General features: G+C 61.7%; 25 protein-coding genes. 13 read left to right on the forward strand and 12 right to left on the reverse strand.

From position 1 onward, the window contains the following. Positions 1-183 precede the first annotated feature (183 nt). The 7 genes from BSY240_RS21485 to BSY240_RS21515 all read left to right on the forward strand — a co-directional run bounded on the left by BSY240_RS21485 (position 184) and on the right by BSY240_RS21515 (position 6,758). Positions 184-648, forward strand: coding sequence for a DMT family transporter (locus BSY240_RS21485; protein WP_069043685.1), 465 nt, complete (start codon positions 184-186; stop codon positions 646-648). Beyond that, on the forward strand, positions 649-1,071 hold the full coding sequence (locus BSY240_RS21490) for a DMT family transporter (protein ID WP_069043686.1): 423 nt from the start codon (positions 649-651) through the stop codon (positions 1,069-1,071). 125 nt (positions 1,072-1,196) lie between these two features. Beyond that, positions 1,197-3,068: an ABC transporter ATP-binding protein gene (locus BSY240_RS21495; RefSeq protein WP_069043687.1), complete on the forward strand. Its 1,872-nt coding sequence runs from the start codon at positions 1,197-1,199 to the stop codon at positions 3,066-3,068. 272 nt (positions 3,069-3,340) lie between these two features. Further along, a complete protein-coding gene (petA, locus tag BSY240_RS21500; RefSeq protein ID WP_054151489.1) occupies positions 3,341-3,919 on the forward strand; it encodes a ubiquinol-cytochrome c reductase iron-sulfur subunit in 579 nt (192 codons plus the stop codon). Between the two features lie 14 nt (positions 3,920-3,933). After that, positions 3,934-5,202, forward strand: coding sequence for a cytochrome b (locus tag BSY240_RS21505; protein ID WP_054151490.1), 1,269 nt, complete (start codon positions 3,934-3,936; stop codon positions 5,200-5,202). Positions 5,203-5,223: 21 nt separating this feature from the next. Beyond that, complete coding sequence (locus BSY240_RS21510; protein WP_054151491.1) at positions 5,224-6,099, forward strand: cytochrome c1; 876 nt, start codon at positions 5,224-5,226, stop codon at positions 6,097-6,099. Between the two features lie 116 nt (positions 6,100-6,215). After that, positions 6,216-6,758 carry an adenine phosphoribosyltransferase gene (locus BSY240_RS21515; RefSeq protein WP_069043688.1) on the forward strand — a complete coding sequence of 181 codons (543 nt, stop codon included), beginning with the start codon at positions 6,216-6,218 and terminating at the stop codon, positions 6,756-6,758. 52 nt (positions 6,759-6,810) lie between these two features. Here the strand turns inward: BSY240_RS21515 and BSY240_RS21520 are convergent, their stop codons facing one another. From BSY240_RS21520 to BSY240_RS21540, 5 genes are read right to left on the reverse strand one after another with little or no spacing between them, the layout of a single operon-like run. Continuing rightward, entirely contained in the window at positions 6,811-7,419 is a 609-nt protein-coding gene (locus tag BSY240_RS21520; protein WP_069043689.1) for a LysE family translocator, read from the reverse strand. Positions 7,420-7,456: 37 nt separating this feature from the next. Continuing rightward, positions 7,457-8,284, reverse strand: a complete 828-nt coding sequence (locus tag BSY240_RS21525; protein ID WP_069043690.1) for an AraC family transcriptional regulator — start codon at positions 8,282-8,284, stop codon at positions 7,457-7,459. A gap of 6 nt (positions 8,285-8,290) precedes the next feature. After that, positions 8,291-8,767 carry a glutathione peroxidase gene (locus BSY240_RS21530; protein ID WP_069043691.1) on the reverse strand — a complete coding sequence of 159 codons (477 nt, stop codon included), beginning with the start codon at positions 8,765-8,767 and terminating at the stop codon, positions 8,291-8,293. Next, the gene (locus BSY240_RS21535) at positions 8,764-9,252 is read right to left on the reverse strand and encodes a MaoC family dehydratase (RefSeq protein WP_069043692.1); all 489 of its coding nucleotides are present in this window, start codon (positions 9,250-9,252) and stop codon (positions 8,764-8,766) included. The genes BSY240_RS21530 and BSY240_RS21535 overlap by 4 nt, the downstream gene beginning before the upstream one ends. Beyond that, on the reverse strand, positions 9,249-9,719 hold the full coding sequence (locus BSY240_RS21540; protein WP_069043693.1) for a MaoC family dehydratase: 471 nt from the start codon (positions 9,717-9,719) through the stop codon (positions 9,249-9,251). The genes BSY240_RS21535 and BSY240_RS21540 overlap by 4 nt, the downstream gene beginning before the upstream one ends. Positions 9,720-9,786: 67 nt before the next feature. Here BSY240_RS21540 and BSY240_RS21545 point away from each other — a divergent pair, with 67 nt between their 5' ends. Both BSY240_RS21545 and BSY240_RS21550 read left to right on the forward strand, forming a co-directional pair. Then, a complete protein-coding gene (locus tag BSY240_RS21545; RefSeq protein ID WP_069043694.1) occupies positions 9,787-10,449 on the forward strand; it encodes a Crp/Fnr family transcriptional regulator in 663 nt (220 codons plus the stop codon). Between the two features lie 90 nt (positions 10,450-10,539). After that, positions 10,540-10,746 (forward strand): YgaP family membrane protein, encoded by a 207-nt coding sequence (locus BSY240_RS21550; RefSeq protein ID WP_069043695.1) that lies wholly within the window; start codon positions 10,540-10,542, stop codon positions 10,744-10,746. Positions 10,747-10,817: 71 nt separating this feature from the next. Here the strand turns inward: BSY240_RS21550 and ychF are convergent, their stop codons facing one another. Next, a complete protein-coding gene (gene ychF / locus BSY240_RS21555; RefSeq protein WP_069043696.1) occupies positions 10,818-11,921 on the reverse strand; it encodes a redox-regulated ATPase YchF in 1,104 nt (367 codons plus the stop codon). 112 nt (positions 11,922-12,033) lie between these two features. On the opposite strand from ychF, the gene clpS reads away from it, so the two are divergent. Both clpS and BSY240_RS21565 read left to right on the forward strand, forming a co-directional pair. Continuing rightward, positions 12,034-12,342, forward strand: a complete 309-nt coding sequence (clpS, locus tag BSY240_RS21560; RefSeq protein ID WP_006725606.1) for an ATP-dependent Clp protease adapter ClpS — start codon at positions 12,034-12,036, stop codon at positions 12,340-12,342. A 5-nt stretch (positions 12,343-12,347) separates the two neighbouring features. Continuing rightward, entirely contained in the window at positions 12,348-12,755 is a 408-nt protein-coding gene (locus tag BSY240_RS21565) for a hypothetical protein (RefSeq protein ID WP_054151500.1), read from the forward strand. 11 nt (positions 12,756-12,766) lie between these two features. Here BSY240_RS21565 and BSY240_RS21570 read toward each other — a convergent pair whose 3' ends face one another. Further along, positions 12,767-13,171 (reverse strand): RidA family protein, encoded by a 405-nt coding sequence (locus tag BSY240_RS21570; protein WP_069043697.1) that lies wholly within the window; start codon positions 13,169-13,171, stop codon positions 12,767-12,769. A gap of 166 nt (positions 13,172-13,337) precedes the next feature. On the opposite strand from BSY240_RS21570, the gene BSY240_RS21575 reads away from it, so the two are divergent. Together BSY240_RS21575 and BSY240_RS21580 are read left to right on the forward strand one after the other, a co-directional pair. Then, positions 13,338-13,946 carry a TetR/AcrR family transcriptional regulator gene (locus tag BSY240_RS21575; RefSeq protein WP_069043698.1) on the forward strand — a complete coding sequence of 203 codons (609 nt, stop codon included), beginning with the start codon at positions 13,338-13,340 and terminating at the stop codon, positions 13,944-13,946. Positions 13,947-13,989: 43 nt separating this feature from the next. Further along, positions 13,990-14,388: a hypothetical protein gene (locus BSY240_RS21580; RefSeq protein ID WP_069043699.1), complete on the forward strand. Its 399-nt coding sequence runs from the start codon at positions 13,990-13,992 to the stop codon at positions 14,386-14,388. Positions 14,389-14,398: 10 nt separating this feature from the next. On the opposite strand, the gene prmB is transcribed toward BSY240_RS21580, so the two are convergent. From prmB to BSY240_RS21605, 5 genes are all read right to left on the reverse strand, one after another. Then, positions 14,399-15,328, reverse strand: coding sequence for a 50S ribosomal protein L3 N(5)-glutamine methyltransferase (gene prmB / locus BSY240_RS21585; RefSeq protein ID WP_069043700.1), 930 nt, complete (start codon positions 15,326-15,328; stop codon positions 14,399-14,401). A 69-nt stretch (positions 15,329-15,397) separates the two neighbouring features. Next, the gene (gene pth / locus BSY240_RS21590; RefSeq protein ID WP_069043701.1) at positions 15,398-16,123 is read right to left on the reverse strand and encodes an aminoacyl-tRNA hydrolase; all 726 of its coding nucleotides are present in this window, start codon (positions 16,121-16,123) and stop codon (positions 15,398-15,400) included. Between the two features lie 78 nt (positions 16,124-16,201). After that, positions 16,202-16,942 carry a substrate-binding periplasmic protein gene (locus BSY240_RS21595; RefSeq protein WP_054151506.1) on the reverse strand — a complete coding sequence of 247 codons (741 nt, stop codon included), beginning with the start codon at positions 16,940-16,942 and terminating at the stop codon, positions 16,202-16,204. A 24-nt stretch (positions 16,943-16,966) separates the two neighbouring features. Further along, entirely contained in the window at positions 16,967-19,345 is a 2,379-nt protein-coding gene (locus tag BSY240_RS21600; RefSeq protein ID WP_069043702.1) for an EAL domain-containing protein, read from the reverse strand. Positions 19,346-19,556: 211 nt separating this feature from the next. Beyond that, positions 19,557-20,156 (reverse strand): 50S ribosomal protein L25/general stress protein Ctc, encoded by a 600-nt coding sequence (locus tag BSY240_RS21605; protein ID WP_054151508.1) that lies wholly within the window; start codon positions 20,154-20,156, stop codon positions 19,557-19,559. Positions 20,157-20,411: the final 255 nt, after the last annotated feature.

Here is a 20,411-nt window from a genome sequence, read left to right on the forward strand (position 1 = left end):
GAAACGGGGCAGGGATGCCCCGTTTTGCGTTTGTCGCAGGCGGTCGCCCCCAGGCATTCATTTGGCTGATCGGTTCATTTGCCGAATTGGCTTGTCGGCGGGATGGCGAGGCCGCTATGCGGTGACTTCAAACAGACGGGCCGATACCTTCACGCGCGCCCTCGCGTTCCACTCAGGAGCAACATGCTGAAACATATCGACTGGATCTGGGCGGTCCTTGCCGGGGCCCTGCTCGCCGTCATGGTGACCATCAACAGCGGTCTTGCGGCTTTGACCACACCGTTCACCGCATCCTGGGTGGTGCACGGCGTCGGCGGCGTGGTCGCCTTTCTCCTGCTGGTGGCCAATGGTGCCGTCGCGCGTCGGGCGGGCCGCATTCCGGCCAATGGCAAGGCACCCCTCTGGTCCTATCTCGGCGGTGCGCCCGGCGCCTTTGCGGTGGCCTTGAGTTCGATCGCGGTCAATTCGGAACTGGCGCTGGCCGGCGGCCTGTCGCTTTTGCTTGTCGGGCAGATCCTGTTCGGGCTCCTTTCTGATCAGTTCGGGCTGTTCGGCACGCCGAAGCGCAGGCTCAACCGGTTCGACTTCCTGGCCACAGCATGCGTTATCGGCGGCAGCGCGCTGCTCATCTTCTCAAAGGGGGCGTGAATGCTGGGCGCTGTTCTCATCGCACTCGCCGGCGGTGCTGCCGTCGGCATGAGCCGGTCGATCAACGGGCGGCTGACCATGGACCGCGGCGCGTTTACGGCCTCGGCCTGGAACCACTGGACCGGCTTCCTGCTGTTGACGGTCTATGTGCTGCTTTTCCACCGCATCGGCCTGCCGCTGATCGCCGATGTCCCGGTCTTCTATCTGACGGGTGGCGTGATCGGTGCCTGTTTCGTGGTCATCAGCTCCTATGTCTTTCCGCGCATCGGAGCGGCCCGATCCGGGCTTCTGATCATCGGCGGGCAGATGATCACCGGCTTGATCATCGATCTCGCACGCGGCACGGCTGAGTTCCATATCGGCCAGCCGGCCGGTGTGGCATTGATCCTTCTCGGCATCTATCTCACCCGCTACACGCGCTGACGGCGAGCGCCTTTCCCGCAGCATGCGCGGGGAGGCGGCGGCGCGATTGCGCCTGACAAAATTGTAATGGTCGAGATGCTGTTTGAGGCTTTGCCCTCCCGGGCAATCGGCCTATATCGCTTTTCATGTTTCAATCTGTCGCCCGCCTCTTCGAAAACTGGCTCGATCCCTTCGCCCGATCGGACAATCTGCGTCCACCGGAAAAGATCTGGGCCTTCGTCTGGTTCTATGTCAGCCAGGCGAAGATGGCCTTCTTCCTGATGGCGATCTTCGGCGGTGCCGTGGCCATGCTCGAAGCCGGCCTGTTCTGGTTCGTCGGACGGCTTGTCGACCTGCTCGATACCGTGCCCAAGGATGCCGGGTGGGACGGGCTGATCGCAGCGCATGGCGGCGAGTTGTTAGCGATGGCGCTGATCGTCCTCATCGGTCGCTTTATCGTCGTGACGATCGGTGCCCTCGTCGAGGAACAGGTGATCGTCCTCAACTTCTTCAACCTGGTGCGCTGGCAGGCGCATGCGCATGTGGCGCGTCAGTCGCTCTCCTTCTTCCAGAACGATTTTGCCGGGCGCATCGTCACCAAGGTCTGGTCGGCGGGGCAATCGACCGGGGATCTGCTGACGTCGCTGCTGCAGGTCGTCTGGTTCATGGTGATCTATACCATTTCTACCATGGCGCTGGTTGCACAACTCGACTGGCGGCTGGCGGCGATCATCGGCGCCTGGGTGGCGATCTTCCTGGTGCTGGCCCGGTATTTCGTGCCGAAGATCCGCCACCACGCAAGAGAGACGGCGGAGGCATCGTCGATGCTGAACGGCCGTCTGGTCGACAGCTATTCGAACATCCAGACCCTGAAGCTTTTTGCCCGCGAGCGGCAGAACGACCATTATATCCGCGCTGGTTTCGACCGGTTCCAGGACACGCTGCGCCCCTTCGCGCGGCTGCTCACCGGTGTGCGGGCTTCGCTTTCCATCCTTTCCGGCTTCATGATTCTGATGGTGGCGCTTCTGTCCGTCGATCTCTGGTTTGCCGGGGCTGTGACCGCAGGTGGTGTGGCGTTCACGCTCGGCCTGGTGCTGCGCCTCAACATGCTGCTCGGCCGGATGATGACGCAGCTCAACGGCATCATGCGCAATATCGGCACGATCCAGAATTCGGCCGAACTGGTGGCGAAGCCCATCGGGCTCACCGACAAGCCGGATGCGGCGAAGCTTCAGGTGAAGTCGCCGGAGATCCGCTTCGAAGACGTGACGTTTCATTATGGCCGCAAGACCGGTGCGATCGACAATCTGACGCTAACCATTGAGCCCGGCGAGAAGGTCGGCATCGTCGGACGCTCAGGCGCGGGCAAGTCGACGCTGGTCAATCTGCTCCTGCGTTTCTACGACCTGGAAGGTGGCCGTATCCTGATCGACGGACAGGATATCTCGACCGTCACGCAGGAAAGCCTGCGCTCGCAGATCGGCATGGTAACCCAGGATACGGCGCTTCTGCACCGCTCGATCCGCGACAACATTCTCTTCGGTCGCGAGGATGCGAGTGACGAGATGCTGTTGAAGGCCGCCGAGCGCGCCGAAGCACTCGACTTCATCCAGCGGCTGGAAGATCAGCGTGGGCGGAAGGGTTTTGACGCCCATGTCGGCGAGCGGGGTGTCAAGCTCTCCGGCGGCCAGCGGCAGCGCATCGCGATCGCCCGCGTGATGCTCAAGGACGCGCCGATCCTCGTGCTCGATGAGGCGACATCGGCACTGGACTCGGAAGTGGAGGCGGCGATCCAGTCCAATCTCGACCGGCTGATGCAGGGCAAGACGGTGCTGGCGATCGCCCACCGTTTGTCGACCATTGCCGCCCTCGACCGACTTGTTGTGATGGACAAGGGGCGGATCATCGAGCAGGGCACCCACCAGGAACTGGTGGCGCAAGGCGGGCTCTATTCCGAGCTCTGGGCGCGGCAATCGGGCGGCTTCCTCGATACGCGGGACCAGCTGGTAACGGCTTGATGCCTGCGGCCGCGTTTTCCTGGACGTCCAACGCGCTGCATTGCTTGATAAACTGTCGCTCACACTTGCGTTAAATCAAGCTTTTGGGGATGGTATCCCGGAAATCCGCGACAACGTGGCTCCTTGTCCGACGAAGACTGGACAGAATAGAATATCGGGCTTAGAACGCGCCAATCTGGCGGGGAATCTGTGGCTGCACAGTGGCCGGATTGTGATTCCCGCTGCGGGGGCAAATGCGGTGTGTCGCAGGATTGCGAGAGGAAAAAGTGACCGTGAGCGAACACGAGACAACGACAGAACATGCGGGCGAGCCTACGCGCCGCGACTTTCTCTACATGGTGACCGGTATTGCCGGCGCGGTTGGTGCGGCTTCGTTCGCCTGGCCTTTCATCGACCAGATGCGTCCGGATGCATCGACGCTCGCGCTCGCTTCGATCGAAGTGGACGTGTCTGCGCTTGAGCCGGGCATGTCGCTGACCGTCAAGTGGCGCGGCAAGCCGGTCTTCATCCGCAACCGTACGGAACAGGAAGTCGCGGAAGCCAACGCCGTTGCGCTTGCTGACCTCAAGGATCCGGTTGCCCGCAACGACAACGTCGATGCGACAGCCGAAGCGACCGACCTCGCGCGATCGGCCGGCGAAGGCAAGGAAAACTGGATCGTCATGATCGGCTCCTGCACCCATCTGGGCTGCGTGCCGCTTGGCCAGGCCGGTGATTTCGGTGGCTGGTTCTGTCCCTGCCACGGCTCGCACTACGATACGGCGGGCCGTATTCGCAAGGGTCCTGCGCCGACGAACCTTCCGGTGCCGACCTTCGCATTCACATCCGACACTGTCATCACGATCGGCTGAGGGGATAAGACACAATGAGTGGCCATTCGAGTTACCAGCCGTCCACCGGCGTCGAGAAGTGGATCGATGCGCGCCTGCCGCTGCCGCGTCTGATGTATGACAGCTTCGTTTCCTACCCGGTTCCGCGCAATCTGAACTATGCCTACACCTTCGGTGGCATGCTCACCGTCATGCTGCTCGTGCAGATCCTGACCGGTGTCGTGCTTGCCATGCACTATGCTGCTGAGACGACCGTCGCCTTCAACTCGGTCGAGAAGATCATGCGCGACGTCAACAACGGCTGGCTGTTGCGCTACATGCATGCCAACGGCGCATCGTTCTTCTTCATCGCCGTCTACCTGCACATTGCCCGTGGTCTCTACTACGGCTCCTACAAGGCGCCGCGCGAAATCCTATGGATCCTCGGCGTGGTGATCTTCCTCCTGATGATGGCAACCGCCTTCATGGGTTACGTTCTTCCCTGGGGCCAGATGTCTTTCTGGGGTGCGACCGTCATCACCGGCTTCTTCACCGCCTTCCCGTTTGTCGGTGAAACCATCCAGCAGTTCCTGCTCGGCGGCTTTGCTGTCGACAATCCGACGCTGAACCGCTTCTTCGCGCTGCACTACCTGCTGCCGTTCATGATCGCCGGCGTGGTCATCCTGCACGTCTGGGCGCTGCACGTCACCGGTCAGACCAATCCGACCGGCGTTGAAGTCAAGTCGAAGACCGATACCGTTCCCTTCACGCCCTATGCGACGCTGAAGGATGCGCTCGGCCTCTCGGTCTTCCTGCTCGTGTTTGCCTATTTCGTCTTCTACATGCCGAACTATCTCGGCCATCCGGACAACTACATCCCGGCTGACTCGCTGAAGACCCCGGCCCACATCGTTCCGGAATGGTACTTCCTGCCGTTCTACGCGATGCTGCGCGCGATCACGTTCGACATCCTCTTCATCGACTCGAAGCTCGGCGGCGTCCTCGTGATGTTTGGCGCGATCATCGTGCTGTTCTTCCTGCCGTGGCTCGACACGTCGAAGGTTCGTTCGGCCGTCTACCGCCCTTGGTACAAGCTGTTCTACTGGATTTTCGTGGCGAACTCGCTGCTGCTCGGCTGGCTCGGTGCCATGCCGGCGGAAGGCATCTACGTTATCCTGTCGCAGGCCGGTACCGCCTACTACTTCGGCTTCTTCCTCGTGATCATGCCGCTGCTCGGACTGTTCGAGACGCCAAGGCGCATCCCGAATTCGATCACCGAAGCGGTTCTCGAAAAAAGCGGCAAGTCCGCGGCCGCACAAGCCTGAGCACGTGAGAGGACGATAACAATGAAAAAGCTTGTCACGAGCATCGCTCTGATCGCAGCCATGGCCGGTTTTTCCGGCCAGGCCATCGCGGCAGAAGGCGGCGATCTGGCCGAAATGACGCATCATGCTGCGCAGACCGGTCACTATCCGATCCTGAAGCCCGAGCAGATGGACTGGTCCTTTGCCGGCCCCTTCGGCAAGTATGACAAGGGCCAGCTTCAGCGCGGCCTGAAGGTCTACACCGAGGTCTGCGCTGCCTGTCACTCGATGAATCTGGTTGCCTTCCGCACGCTGGAAGATCTCGGATACTCGGAAGCCCAGGTAAAGGCGTTTGCGGCAAACTACGAAGTCGAAGACGGCCCGAACGCCGACGGCGAAATGTTCATGCGCCCGGCCGTTGCTTCCGACCACTTCCCGTCACCCTTCCCGAACAAGGAAGCGGCAGCGGCGGCCATGGGTGGTGCGGCTCCGCCGGACTTCTCGCTGATCGCCAAGGCCCGCGGCGTGACCCGCGGCTTCCCGACCTTCGTATTCGACATCTTCACCCAGTATCAGCAGGGTGGCCCGGATTACATCCACGCGCTGTTGACCGGCTACCAGGATCCGCCGGAGGGTGTCGAAGTTGCCGATGGTACCTACTTCAACCCTTACTTCATCGCCGGTCAGTCGCTTGCGATGGCACAGCCGATCTCCGACGGCCAGGTGACCTATGATGACGGTGCGCCGGAAACGATGGAGCAGTATTCGCTCGACGTCTCCGCCTTCCTGATGTGGGCCGCCGAGCCGCATCTCGAAGACCGCAAGCGTATGGGCTTCATGGTCATGGTGTTCCTCGCGATCTTCACCGCGCTGATCTACCTGACGAAGAAATCGGTGTACTCGACCAAGGAACACTGATCCTTCGGGATGACGTTTCACGGAAAAGGCGGTCTTCGGGCCGCCTTTTTTGTTGGGGGGCCATGCCAATCTTGGTAAGGTCCCGCGAAATCCTCCTGTCACACTCCGGATGCCCCATGACCAAGATCGCTCCCGAACTCGCCGCAGCCATCCGCTCTATTCCCGACTATCCCAAGCCCGGGATCATCTTTCGCGACATCACTACGCTGCTCGGCGACGCGCGGGCGTTTCGTCGCGCCGTCGATGAGCTGGTGCAGCCCTATGTGGGGCTGAAGGTCGACAAGATTGCCGGCATGGAGGCGCGTGGCTTCATTCTCGGGGGCGCGGTCGCGCACCAGCTCTCGGCCGGCTTCGTGCCGATCCGCAAGAAGGGCAAGCTGCCGCACGAGACCGTACGGATCGCCTACAGCCTCGAATACGGCGTCGACGAGATGGAAATCCATATGGATGCGGTGAAGCCGGGCGAGAAGGTGATCCTTGTCGACGATCTCATCGCCACCGGCGGCACGGCCGTGGGCGCCGTACAGCTGCTGCGCCAGATCGGCGCTGACGTCGTGTCTGCCTGCTTCGTCATCGACCTGCCGGAGCTTGGTGGCCGCAAGAAGCTCGAGGCGCTCGGTGTCGAGGTTCGCACGCTCGTAGAATTCGAGGGGCACTGAGCCTTTTTACAACGACCGGGCGCTGCCGCCCGGTCGACCCCTCACTGGTCCCTTAGCGCTCAGCCAGCGCCAATCTCCCCGCCATTGCCAAGAAGCCGCATGAGAGCAACCGGTTGATGATCCGCATCCTGTGCGGACGCTCCACGATGCCATGGCGCATCGCGGCTGCGGCAAGGCCGTAGAGTGCGAAGACTACGAAGGTCACGGCCATGAAGACGAGGCTGAGACCGGTCATGGTGGCCAGAGGTGCAGGATCGGCCTGATCGACGAATTGCGGCAGGAAGGCCAGGAAGAAAAGCGGAAGCTTCGGATTGAGCAGGTTGATCAGGACCGCTTTTTGGATGATCCGCCAGGCCTGCCTGCTGGGTTCGGCCGTCTGCTCCTGGACGAGGCCGCTTTTCCAGAGACCGATCGCCATCCAGATCAGATAGGCGATGCCGGCATAGCGGATCGCCTCGAAGAGACGCGGCTCGGCGGCGACGAGGGCGGCGAGCCCCAGCGCTGCCGCCAGCATATGCGGGACGATGCCTAGCGTGCAGCCGAATGCGGCGATCAGGGCGTTGCGGCGTCCGCCACCGAGGGCTGCTGCCAGCGTAAAGAGCGCGCCCGTGCCGGGCGTTGCGACAATGATCAGGGTCGTCAAAAGGAAATCGAGGGTCATGCTTATCTCCTGCGTTGCTGGAGCAAGCATGCCGGTGTCAGGTGCTCTCGTCTTGTACAGGATTGCAGCCGAGCCAGGCGCTGCGATAGGCGCCGGGGGTAAGGCCGAAGCGGCGACGGAATTCGCGGTGCATATGGCTCTGGTCGACGTAACCGCAGGCCGCAGCGACCTCAGCGGGGACGAGACCTTGCATCAGCAGGCGGCGGCCCAGGTTGGCGCGGCTTTGCATGCGGTAGGCATGGGGTGTGAGGCCGGTGTGGCGCAGAAAGGCGCGGATCAGCTGAAAGCGGCTGAGGCCGGCTTCGCGGGCAAGCGTCGAGAGATCGGCAAGGGTTGTCGGATCCTCGTCCAGGCGTTGGCGAACACGGGCAAGGCTGGCGGGCAGGGGAGGTGGTGCCTCGCGGCGGCGAAGCAGCGCCTTTCCAAGGATGAGGACGAGCACTTCCTTTAGGGCGTCCGCTGGAAGGTCTTGCGGTCCATGGTCAAACCGGTGATGCAGGGCCGCGAGGTGATTGCGTATATCGGTGTCAGCGAAGACCGGACATTCGAATTCCAGGTCCGAGGTCGAGGAGACCAGATCGGATATGCTGTCCGTGACGAGGGCCGGCGTCAGGTAAAGCATGCGCCAACTGCGCGGCGTCCGGCCGATCGGGGCGCCGTCATGCACTTCGCCCGGATTGACCGTGATCAGCTGGCCGGCTTCGGCTTCCACCTGACCGCGCCCCGAGGACGAGATCTGACCACCGGCGGAAAGGAAGCCGATGCCATAGGTGTCGTGGCTGTGTTTGGGAAAGACATGGGCGCTTGTTGCCGAGACCGCTTCCAGGCCGATGATAGATGTCGGATGGAAGCGGAAGCCGGCCATGGCGGATCAGGGGGCGAGCGCTTTGGCGATGTCGCCGGCAAGCTCCGATGGGGCCGTGCGCGGCGAATAGCGGGCAATCGGCTGGCCATCGCGGCCGACGAGGAACTTGGCGAAGTTCCAGCCGATCTCGCTGCCCTGTTCTGCGCCCGGGGTTTCTGTCTTCAGAAAGGCGTAGAGCGGGTGGGTGCCTGCGCCGTTCACCTCGATCTTGGCGAAAAGCGGGAAGGTGACGGCGAACTGGGTTTCGCAGAAGAGCGCGATTTCCCTTTCCGTGCCGGGCTCCTGGGCGCCGAACTGGTTGCAGGGGAAGCCGAGCACCACGAGATCGGGATTGGCCTTGTGAAGCGCTTCCAGGCCCTCGTATTGGGGTGTGAGGCCGCAGGCGCTCGCGGTGTTGACGATCAATAGTACCTTGCCGGCATAGTCCTTCAGGCTGCGCTCGGTGCCGTCGATGGCGGTCATGGTGAAATCGTGAACGGTCATTGGGCTTGCTCCTCGTCGGGGAAGAATTCGATCAGGTTGCTCTTGAAGCGCAAGACTGTTTCACCGTGCTGATTGACCCCTTCCGAGAGGGCCGAATTCAAGATGTAGCGGTTCCGGCCCTGAACGGTGCGGCTTTCGAGCGGGGTCATGAAGTAGGTGATGGTATCGCCGACATAGACGGGTTTCAGCCATTGCAGCTCGGCAAAGCCGGGTGAGGGGCCGATCATCGGCGGCGCGATGCCCTCGGCATTCAGGCGCTTCATCTCGCGGCCGATGAAGCCGATGAAGCTCTTCATCCAGTTGGCGCAGGTATGCCAGCCGGACGCACAGAGCGCACCGAAGACGTAAGCCTTTGCGGCCTCAGCATCGACATGGAAGGGCTGCGGATCAAACTTCTCGGCAAAGCGGATGATGTCTTCGGCGGTGAAGGTGACCGAGCCGAGCTCAAGGCGGGTGCCGGCCGGATAGAGGTCGAGCATCTTCATGCCGGCACCTCCGAGGTCCCGCGGCGGCGGATCATCACTGCGTTGCGGGCCTTCATGACCGTTTCGCCGCGCTGGTTTTGCAGTTCATGGCCGAAGGTGACGATGCCGAGATGGGGACGGGAGCGCATGAGGCGGACCTCTTCGACGATGGATTGGCCGGACAGCGTGTCGCCAGCCAGCACGGGTTTGCGCCACTGCATGAATTCAATGCCGGGAGCGCCTTCGGACGCGGCTTTGAGAACGTAAGCGTCGATCATCAGGCGCATGAACAGGCTGGACGTGTGCCAGCCGGAGGCGGAGAGGCCTCCGAGGATGCTTGCCTTGCCGGCTTCTTCCGAGAGATGCATTGGCTGCGGATCGAATTCGCGGGCGAATTCGATGATCTCTTCGGCTGTCACGAGACGCGGCCCGAGCGCAAAGCTTCGACCCTCCGTGAAGTCCTCGTAATGAAGCCTGTCATCCTGCATGCGTCGTCTTCTCCCTTCCCTGTTCGGTGCTATCTATGGTTCATAAGCGGGAATCGGGAGGTGGTCCATGGCGGGCTGGGCGGAACAGGCGAGCTTTCTGGCCGAGATCGATCCGGATGCCCGGCGGGCGCTGGAGACGCTGAAGCCGATGCATGTGCCTGCGCGCACGACGCTGTTCCGGCCGGGGGATGCCGCGCAGAGCTTTGTCATTCTCTTGTCCGGCCGTATCGGTGTCTATCTCACGGGCCGCAACGGGCGGGAGTTGCTGCTCTATTCCGTGACGCCGGGGGAGACCTGTGTGCAAACCACGCTCGGTGTGCTGGGCGGCGCGGTTTATTCGGGCGAGGCGGTGGCCGAGAGCGACCTTGTGGCGGTCATGGTGCCGCCTGCCATTTTCGAGACCCTGATGGCGGAATCGGTGGCGTTTCGCCATTTCGTCTTCCGGGCCTTTGCCGACCGGCTGGGCGATCTGATGTTCGTGCTGGAACAGGTGGCCTTCGTGAAGGTGGAGCAGCGACTGGCCCATGCGCTGATCGAACGGGCCGACGAGGAGGGGCATGTCGCTCTCACACATCAGGAGCTCGCCGTCATCATCGGTACGGCACGAGAGGTGGTATCGCGGCGGCTGGAGGCGCTGGTCTCCAAGGGCGTGGTTGCAAATGAACGCGGGCAGATCCGTATCATCAATCGCGCCGAGCTTGCCCGCATGGCGCGGGCTGCTGACGGTTAAGACTTTGCAAAGCCCGTGACTAAGTCACCGACGCGGTGGCAAGGCCGCGCTAGTCTCATCCCATCGTCAAAACAACGGAGGGAAGTTTCCATGTTTGCCAAGAATGTCGGCGGTCTCGACCGCATCCTCAGGATCGTCGCAGGCCTCGTGCTGCTGTCGCTCTTCTTCCTCTATCCGGAAGCGTCGTGGCGTTATTTCACCCTGATCGGGATCGTGCCGCTTGCGACCGGTCTGATGTCGAGCTGCCCGCTCTATTCGATCATGGGCCTTTCGACCTGCCCGGTGAAACGGGCCTGACGCCCACCTCCCTGATCCAACAAAAAAAGGCCGCGAGTGATCGCGGCCTTTCGTCGTTCTGATTGTTCCGCTTATGTGTTGAAGCGGAAGTGGATGACGTCGCCGTCCTGGACGACATATTCCTTACCTTCGTCGCGGCCCTTGCCGGCTTCCTTGGCCCCGACTTCGCCCTTGAAGGCGATGTAGTCGTCATAGGCGATGGTAAAGGCGCGGATGAAGCCGCGTTCGAAATCGGTGTGGATGACGCCGGCGGCGGCAGGCGCCTTGGTGCCACGGACGATGGTCCAGGCGCGGGTCTCTTTCGGACCGACGGTGAAATAGGTGATGAGATCCAAGAGGTGGTAACCGGCGCGGATCAGGCGGTCGAGGCCGGCTTCATCAAGGCCAAGTGCCGAGAGGAATTCGGTCGCTTCCTCTTCCGGCAGCTGGGCGACTTCGGCTTCGATCGCAGCCGAGATGATAACGCATTCCGCGCCCTGTTCGGTGGCCATTTTGGCGACGGCTTCAGTATGCTTGTTGCCGGTGGCAGCATCACCTTCGGCGACGTTGCAGACATAGAGAACCGGATGCGAGGTCAGGAGGTTGAGGCCCTTCAGGATCTCGATCTCTTCCGGCGCCAGCGTCTTCAGGAGAAGACGAGCGGGCTTGCCTTCGTTGAGGAGCTTCACCACCTGCTCCATGATCGGCAGCTGGGCGACCGACTCCTTGTCCTTGCTGGTGGCGCGCTTGCGGGTCTGCTCGACGCGGCGTTCCAGGCTCTCGAGGTCGGCGAGCATCAGCTCGGTCTCGATGGTGTCGGCATCGCCGACCGGGTCGATCTTGCCTTCGACATGGGTGATGTCGTCGTCTTCGAAGCAGCGCAGCACGTGGACCACGGCATCGACTTCGCGGATGTTGGCGAGGAACTTGTTGCCGAGACCTTCGCCCTTCGACGCGCCGCGCACGAGGCCGGCGATGTCGACGAAGGAGATGCGGGTCGGAATGATTTCCTTCGAGCCGGCGATGTCGGCCAGCTTCTTCATGCGCGGATCGGGAACGGCCACTTCACCGGTGTTCGGCTCGATCGTGCAGAAGGGATAGTTCGCCGCCTGGGCTGCCGCCGTCTTGGTCAGCGCGTTGAAAAGAGTGGACTTGCCGACATTCGGCAGCCCGACGATACCGCATTTGAAGCCCATGGCTCTATATACCTGCTCGGGATGGATTTTCGTTGCCCACGCCTATGAGGTATAGGAGGGGCATGGTCAAGTGTTGCGGGCCTGATGCGGCCTCTAGATCCGGAAGGAACCCATGGCGAAGGATACGGTACTGACGCCGAAGACGGTGACCAAGCCCAAGGTGGAGAAGCCACGGCTCTACAAGGTGCTCCTGCACAATGACGATTACACGCCGCGCGAATTCGTCACGATCGTCTTGAAGGTCGTGTTCCGGATGAGCGAGGAGACGGGTTACCGGGTGATGATGACGGCGCACAAGTTCGGCTCGGCGGTGGTCGTTGTCTGCACGCGGGAGATCGCCGAGACGAAGGTGACGGAAGCCATGGACCTCGCCAAGGAAGCGGGCATGCCGCTGTTGTTCACGGCCGAACCGGAGGAGTGAGGCAGATGGCGAATGCACCTGCGCAGACCGATTGGGTCCTTGTCAGACGTATGATGCAGGCTGCCATCGACTTCTGCGAACAGGTCGAGACAGCGGGGTATCGCGAGACCGATCGTGATGCGATAGCGGTCGTCAATGGCCAGGCCGTCAGTGTGCAGGATGTGTTGACGAGCGCATGGACCTATCCGGAGACCATGCGCTACGCCATCATTCGTCGGCGTCATCAAACCGATGACGATCTCGCCTATGTGCCGGAGACCGCCCGGATCCTGACGGCGATGGCTGCTGCTTGCGCCGAACTCTGTGGCGCGAAGCCAGGTATCGGAGAAGCTGCCAGCACCGCCGACATGCTGCGGTGGTTCGAGATGCATGCCGGCGAGATGCTTAAGGCCGCGTTGGCAACGCGGCCCTGAGGGGCGATACCTCAGATTGCCGGCGTCCTAGGAATCCGCGCGATCACCTTGATCTCGAAATCGAAGCCGGCGAGCCAGTTGACGCCGATTGCCGTCCAATTCGGATAAGGTGGGGCGGGGAAGACTTCCGCCTTTACCTTCATGATGGTTGCGAATTGGGTCTCCGGGTCGGTGTGGAATGTGGTGACGTCGACGAGGTCGGCAAGTGAGCAGCCGGCGGCGGCGAGTGTCGCTTCGAGGTTGGCGAAGGCGCGGCGGACCTGGGCCTCGAAGTCCGGTTCTGGCGTGCCGTCCTCGCGGCTGCCGACCTGGCCGGAGACGAAAAGAAGGTCACCGGTGCGGATGGCGGCGGAATAGCCATGCTGTTCGTAAAGGGCGTGTCTGTTTGCGGGGAAGACGGGTTCAGGCTTGGTCATGGGTATCCTTTCGGGCATGCGGCATCGTTCCGCCCAAGGGTGGGTCGGTGAAATGCCGCTTGGCTGCAGGCTGAGAATTTCATATACGTCGCGTATGTAGAGCTACTCGCATGCGGATCGTATGTCAAATTCATATACGCAATGTATGTGAAGTCAGGAGAATAGTGTGAAGCGCACACGGTCTGAAAGCATGGCGGAAAATCGCAGCAAGCTGATCGCTGCTGCGCGCAAGGCCTTTGCGGACAAGGGCGTTGCGGATGCCTCGATGGATGCGCTCACCGCAGAGGCTGGGCTGACGCGGGGCGCGCTCTACCACAATTTCGGCGACAAGCGCGGGCTGTTTGCCGCCGTCGTCAACCAGATCGACAGCGAGATGGCCGAGCGCGCCAAGGCGCGAGGTGCGGCGGCAGGAAAGGGGTGGAATTCACTCCTAGCCGAGGGGGCAGCCTATATCGAGATGGCCCTCGATCCGGAGGTGCAGCGCATCGTGCTGCTCGATGGGCCGGCGGTGCTCGGTGATCCCTCGTTATGGCCGAGCCAGAATTCCTGCCTTCAGGTGACCCGTCAGGCCGTCGAGGACCTGATGTCGGAAGGCATCCTGAAGCCGGTCGATCCGGAGGCGGCCGCGCGGCTGATCAGCGGTGCCGCGCTCAATGCTGCAATGTGGATCGCGGCGAGCGCGGAGCCCGAGAGTGTCTTGCCAAAAGCGCAGGAGGCGTTCCGGGTGCTTGTTGAGGGGCTTCTGGCGAAGCCGGTGCAGGCCGGCCAAACCTGAGGCCTGAAACCAAATTATTACGTCTGCCGACTAGACTTCCACCATGACGCCCGACCCGCAGACACTCGCCGAAGCGGCCACCTGGCACTATGCCGTGGCGCTGGCTGTGCTCGCCCTGATGGGTGCACTGGGGCATGTTTCGCGTGCCGTTTTCAACATCTTGCCGGACCGCCTGTCGGACCGGCCGATGATGGATCTCGTGATCAGCGACGGCTACAGCTGGACCGATATGGTCTTCAAGACCGAGTATGACGAGGCGGGCTATTACCGCCTCGACAGCCTGCACAATCTGCGGCTTGCGGTGTGCTGGGCCATGCTGAGCGGGTTAATCGTGCTGCTGCTCGTCCCCGATGCCTCGAAGGTCACGGCCTACTGGATCGACTGGGGCCTCGCAGCACTCGTCGATCTCTTCTGGTATCGGGTCAAAACCTTCGAGTGGTGATAGCCTCGCCTCACTTGCCCTTGCTTGCCTTCACGCCCAGTGCTTCCGCGCTGATCCAGAACACCGCGTCTTCCTCTTCCGTCGTCTCGACCCAGAGGAAATCGAGGTCGGGGAATTCGGCTTCGAGTATGTCGCGGCCGCGGCCGATTTCGCAGAGCATGCCGCCACCCGGGTTGAGGTGCTTCGGCGCTTCGGCGAGCAGCGTGCGGACGAGGTCGAGGCCGTCTTCGCCGCCGTCATGGGCCATGGCGGGCTCGGCGCGGTATTCGGCCGGGAAGGCGTCCATAGCCTCGTGATCGACATAGGGCGGGTTGGTGATGATCAGGTCGAACTTGCGGCCGGCAAGTGGCGTGAAGAGATCGCCCTGGTGCAGCGTCAGCTGGTCTTCGAGGCCATAGGCCTGGCGGTTCTTTTCGGCCACTTCCAGCGCATCGGCGGAGAGGTCGACGGCATCGACGGCAGCGAGCGGGAAGAAACGCGTGGCGAGGATCGCGAGGCAACCGGAGCCGGTGCAGATGTCGACCACGCTTTCGACCGCAAATGGATCGGGCAGGAAGGTCGAGCCGAACTCGCCACCATATTCGTTGAACAGGATCTCGCCGATATGCGAGCGCGGCACGATCACGCGTTCGTCGACGAAGAAGCGCAGACCCTGGATGTAGGATCGGCCGGTGAGATAGGCAGAGGGCTTGCGGGTCGCGACACGCGTCTCGATGCGGTCTGCGAGCAGGCGGCGTTCTGCGGGGAGAAGCTTCGCGTCGAGGAAGGGGTCGAGCGTGTCGATCGGCAGGTCGAGGCTGTCGAGGATGAGGAACGCGGCATCGTCGATGGCGGTGTGTGTGCCGTGGCCGTAGCTCAGTTCTGCGGCGTTGAAGCGGGAGATGGCATAACGCCAGTAGTCGCGCAGGGTGACGAGGTCGGTGGTGATGTCGTGGCTCATGTCAGTCTTCCGGTCGTTTGCGCGGCTATTGGTTAAGGGCGGGGGCAGGGCGCCCCCGTGAGGGTGTGGTCAATCGCCCTTGGGGCCGAACATCTTCTTCAGCATCTCGGCCATTGGGCCGCTCTCGGGAAGCTTCTTCGGCTGGTTGAAGTTGCGGGCCTGATGGATATGGGACTGGGCGGGTTTCGGGGCCTTCGGCGCCTTTGCTGGCTTTTCGTCCTCAGCCTTGCTGCCGGTTGCGAGCGCGAGCTTATTCATCAGCTGCGAGTCTTCACCGCGCACCAGCATCTCGGCATTGTCGGCCAGTGCCTCGATCAGCGGATCGAGCCATTCGGCATCTAGCTTGGCGAAGTCGCCGAGGACGTGGTTGTGCACCTTGGATTTGTCGCCGGGATGGCCGATGCCGAGGCGCAGGCGCCTGTAGTTCAGGCCGCAATGGGCATCGATAGACTTGATGCCGTTGTGGCCGCCATGACCGCCGCCGGTCTTGATGCGGGCCTTGCCGGGCATGAGGTCGAGTTCGTCATAGATCGCGACGATGTCTTCGGGGCCGAGCTTGTAGAAGCGCATGGCTTCGCCGACGCTTTCGCCAGACAGGTTCATGAAGGTCTGCGGCTTGATCAGCATGACCTTCTCGCCGGCGAGGGTGCCTTCGGAGATCTCGGCCTTGAATTTCTTCGCCCATGGCGAGAAGGCGTGCCGACGCTGGATCGCGTCGACCGCCATGAAGCCGATATTGTGCCGGTTCTTCTGATACTGCGCACCGGGATTGCCGAGGCCGGCCAGGATGATCATTGCCCGAGATCCGTCTTGAGGTTCATGGCCTTTCCCGACAGCGAAACGGTTCGAAAGTCAAGACTGATGTCGGGGCCGTCAGGGTTTGGCTGCGACCTGGCCGATATTCGAATAGCGCAGATTGTAGGTGTCGAAGATCTCGGCCTGGGTGCCGTCGGCAATCAGCTTGTCCAGCGCGCCCTGCATCCGGGCCAGCAGATCCTCAGGGAAATTGACGTTGCAGGCGATGGCGAACTTCTGCTCGGAGAACACGAACTGGGCTTCGAGGTCGACGCCCTTCTCCTGCAGCTCGATATAGTGCTGCTCGGAAATCGGCATCAGGTCGATGCGCTTGCTCTCGAGCTTCTTCAGCGTGAGCTTCAGGTCGGTGGCGAGGTCGATCTTCGGAAAGCCCTCGTTCTCCAGCAGGGTCTGGGTGTAGTCGTTGCGCTGGGTGCCGACGATGTGGCGCTTGGCCTCTTCGATATTGGCGACCTTGATGCCGGAATTCTTGTGCGATACCATGAAGTTGCGGCCAACCGCAATCGGCTCCACCCATTTGAAGCGCGTGTCCCGCTCGGGGATGTGGGCTGTGGTGAAGACGCAGTGCATCGGCTCGCTCTCGGCAAGCGCGATTGCGCGGGCCCAGGGCATCATTTCAATGGTGTAGCGGACGTTGATGTCCTTCATCATCAGAAGAACCTGGTCGTAACCGGCTCCGCGGATTTCGCTTCCCACCCTGAAATTGTAGGGCGGGTAATCTTCCGTGGTGAAATGGACGATGTCTGCGGCGGCGACCGGGGCCGCCGCAAGTGAAAGCATGATGGTAAAGACTTTCATTGCGGTTCCCTCTTTCTGATGATGTCAGCCTGCGGACACCTTTGGCAGGTTGGTCGGGGCGGACAGGGCGAGTTCGATCAGCTTCGGCAGCGGCTGCGGACGGGCGAAGTGGTAGCCCTGGCCATAGTCGACACCGAATTCTTCCAGAATGCGGCGCTGTTCATCCGTCTCGATGCCTTCGGCGACGACAGTGCATTCCATCTTGTGGGAGATGGCGGTTATGCCTTCGACGAGCATGCGGCTCTTGTGGCGGAGTTCGGGTTCGTCCTCGGTCAGCGATCGGATGAAGGACTGGTCGATCTTCACGATGTCGACGGGGAAGCGGTTGAGATAACTCAACGAAGAATAGCCCGTGCCGAAGTCGTCGAGCGCGAGACGATAACCATAGCGGTTGAACTCATCGAGGATGGTGCGGATCTGCGGATTGTCGTGCAGCAGCGTCGCTTCGGTGATCTCGATGACAATCCGGCGCGGTTCAATGCCGAAATGGGCGGTGAGGGCTGCCAGCCTTACCGGCAGTGATGCATCGAACTGCAACGGCGAGAAGTTGACGGCGAGATAGGCCTCGTGGTTGCCGGTGGCCGCACTCAGGCGGGCAAGGTTGGAAAGAGCCTTCTCAAGCACATGGCCGCCGAGGCGGCTGATCGCGCCGGTTTCCTCGGCTACACCGATGATTTCTGCCGGTGGCACAACCCCGCGCTGCGGGTGGACGAGGCGCATCAAGGCTTCATAGCCGACCGTCCGGCCACTCTCGATCTCGACGATCGGCTGGAAGAAGGCATCGAACCAGTCTTCCTTCAGACCTTCCTCGATGTCATGTTCGATTTCGGCACGGCGGCGGGTGTGATCCTGGATCTGCGGGTCGTAGAGCTGCGCGCCATTCTTGCCGTCGCGCTTCTTGCTGTACATCGCCATGTCGGATTTCTGCAGCAATTCGGTGGCATTGGCGGCATGGCGCGGATAAAGGGCGATGCCGATGCTGGCGCTCAAGCGCACGGTCGAGCCCTCGATCGACATGGGGTCGACGAAGATGTTGCAGAGTGCACGGCTGATCGCGGTCGCTGCGTCCTCGATCGCGACACCACGCAACAGGATGGCAAATTCGTCACCGCCCAGCCTTGCGGCGATCGCGCCCTTCGGAAGCTGTTCCTGCATGCGCTCCACGAAGCGGCACAGCACGAGGTCGCCGGCCTGGTGGCCGAGATTGTCGTTGATCCACTTGAAGCGGTCGAGATCGACGAAAATGCAGGCGAGTTCTTCGCCCGCGGCGTCCGTGGCGACGATCTCGCTGTCGAGGGCTGTTTCAAAGCCCTTGCGATTGCGTAGGCCGGTCAGATGGTCGGTGATCGCCTGGCGATGGTTGCGCTCCTCGGACTGCTTCAGCGCCGTTACATCGGTCATGACCGACAGGGAGAGGTCTTCCTCGGCGCCCTCGATCTTGCGGCTTGCTTCGGCGATGAGGACGTCCATCACGATGCCGTCGGCGCAGACGAACTGGGTCGTCGCTTCCAGCACGTCGGCGATGGAGCGCGTCTTCTTGCGCTCCAGATAGGCGGCGCGGGCGTCGGTCGGCACCAGCTCGATGAAGCGGCGACCGACGATCTGGTGGCGCTGGTAGCCGGTGGCGACGAGCCAGTAATCGCTGACGCCGGTAATGCGATCTTCTTCATCGAGGGAAAACAGCATAGCCGGCGTGGTATTGTAGATGTCGGTCGAACGACGATGGGCGAGCCGCAATTCGTCTTCTTCCTGCTCGAGCTTTATCTGCATGGCGTTGAAGCTGCGGGCGAGCCGGCCGATTTCGTCGTTGGACTGCCAGTCCACATGGTGACGGGAGCCCAGGCGGCGGGTCGCCTCGATCGCAGCGGTGAGCTTGAGCAGCGGCTTCATGACCATCAGACGGTTGCCGATGATGGCCGCGCCGACGACACAGAGGACTGCCAGCATGAAGATGCCGATCAGCATGACCTCTGCCTGGCGCAGCGAGGAGAAGATGTCGATCCGGCTGTAATAGATGGTGATGGTGCCGACCAGCTTGGGGCCTTCGACCGCCTGGTAGAAAATCTCGCGGGTGATCGATTCCAGGCCGTTTTTCGGCCATTTCGGCAGTGCGGGCATGGAGACGGCAATGCCGCCCGAGACGTCCTTGACGTTGACGCGGCTAACAGGGCCGTTCGAGACGATGGTGGCGGTGATCTGTTCGACGCTTTCCTGGTCGAAGTCCCAGAGCGGCTTGGCGAGCGCCTGCGCATTCGCGGCGAGCAGGATGTCGAGGTTCTGCTGCAATTCGTCGGAGGCGCGTTCCGTCGCCAGCCACAGGAACAACGCGAAGAGCGGCACGACGAGGATAAAAATCGTCGTTCCCACGATCGCCAGGAAGCGGCTCTCCACCGAACGGGTCATCAACGGTCCGCCTCAAGCGGCGCGGGATGATGCGGCATGCTGCTCAGTGCTCCCTCACGCAATGATTGAGAGGCGGAGCGTTTCACGAAATACTTTAAACTTGCCTAAAGAGAAATAGTGGGATTCGAGTCTCTTCTACTGCCGCGCGTAAGCAACAAAAAAAGCCCACCCCGCAAAGGGTGGGCTCAATTCGTCAAATGGATCAGATCGATCAGGCTTCAGCCGAACCTTCTTCTTCCATGCCGCCAGCCGGAGCAACGATCGTAGCGATCGTGAAGTCGCGGTCGGCGATTACAGGCGTCACGCCCTTCGGCAGCTTGACGGCCGAGATGTGGATCGCATCGCCGACCTTGAGGCCAGCGAGGTCAACAGTGATCGCTTCCGGGATGTCCGAAGCGGGGCAGTGCAGTTCAACTTCGTGGCGAACGATGTTGAGAACGGCGCCGGTCTTGATGGCGGACTTCTCTTCGTTGATGAAGTGAACCGGGACCTGAACCGAAACCTGGCTGTTTGCCGAGACGCGCAGGAAGTCGACATGCATCGTGAAATCACGAACGACGTCGAGCTGGTAGTCCTTCGGCAGAACGCGGATCTTTTCGCCATTGACTTCAATGACGGCGACGGTGGTCATGAAACCGCCGGCGTGGATGCGCTTGGTGATCTCGTTCGTGTTGATCGAGATCGCAATCGGGGCCTGCTTGTCACCGTAGATGACAGCCGGGATGAGACCGTTGCGGCGAAGTTCGCGGGAGGACCCCTTACCTACCCGTTCGCGTGCTACGGCCTTGAGCTCGTAAGAAGCGTGGCTCATGGCTTTACCTTTCAAGTTACTGGAGAGCCCTGGCGACGCATCTTGGTCATGCCAGAACCGGAGACCGTTGCCGGTCCCATCCACATTGCCTCCAAGGGTGTCTGTGCGGATCGGGCGCCTATAGACCAGATGCAGTGGAATAGCAAGGTTGTGCGGGAGAAACCGCCGCATAACGCGCTTGTGACCCGGCTGCTCGCCAACGGGGCGTGAAACAGAGTCTGGTAACCATGCGCGGTGAGCATTTTGAAATTGACC

The sequence above is a fragment of the Agrobacterium sp. RAC06 genome (genome assembly GCF_001713475.1).
Taxonomy (GTDB): Bacteria; Pseudomonadota; Alphaproteobacteria; order Rhizobiales; family Rhizobiaceae; genus Allorhizobium.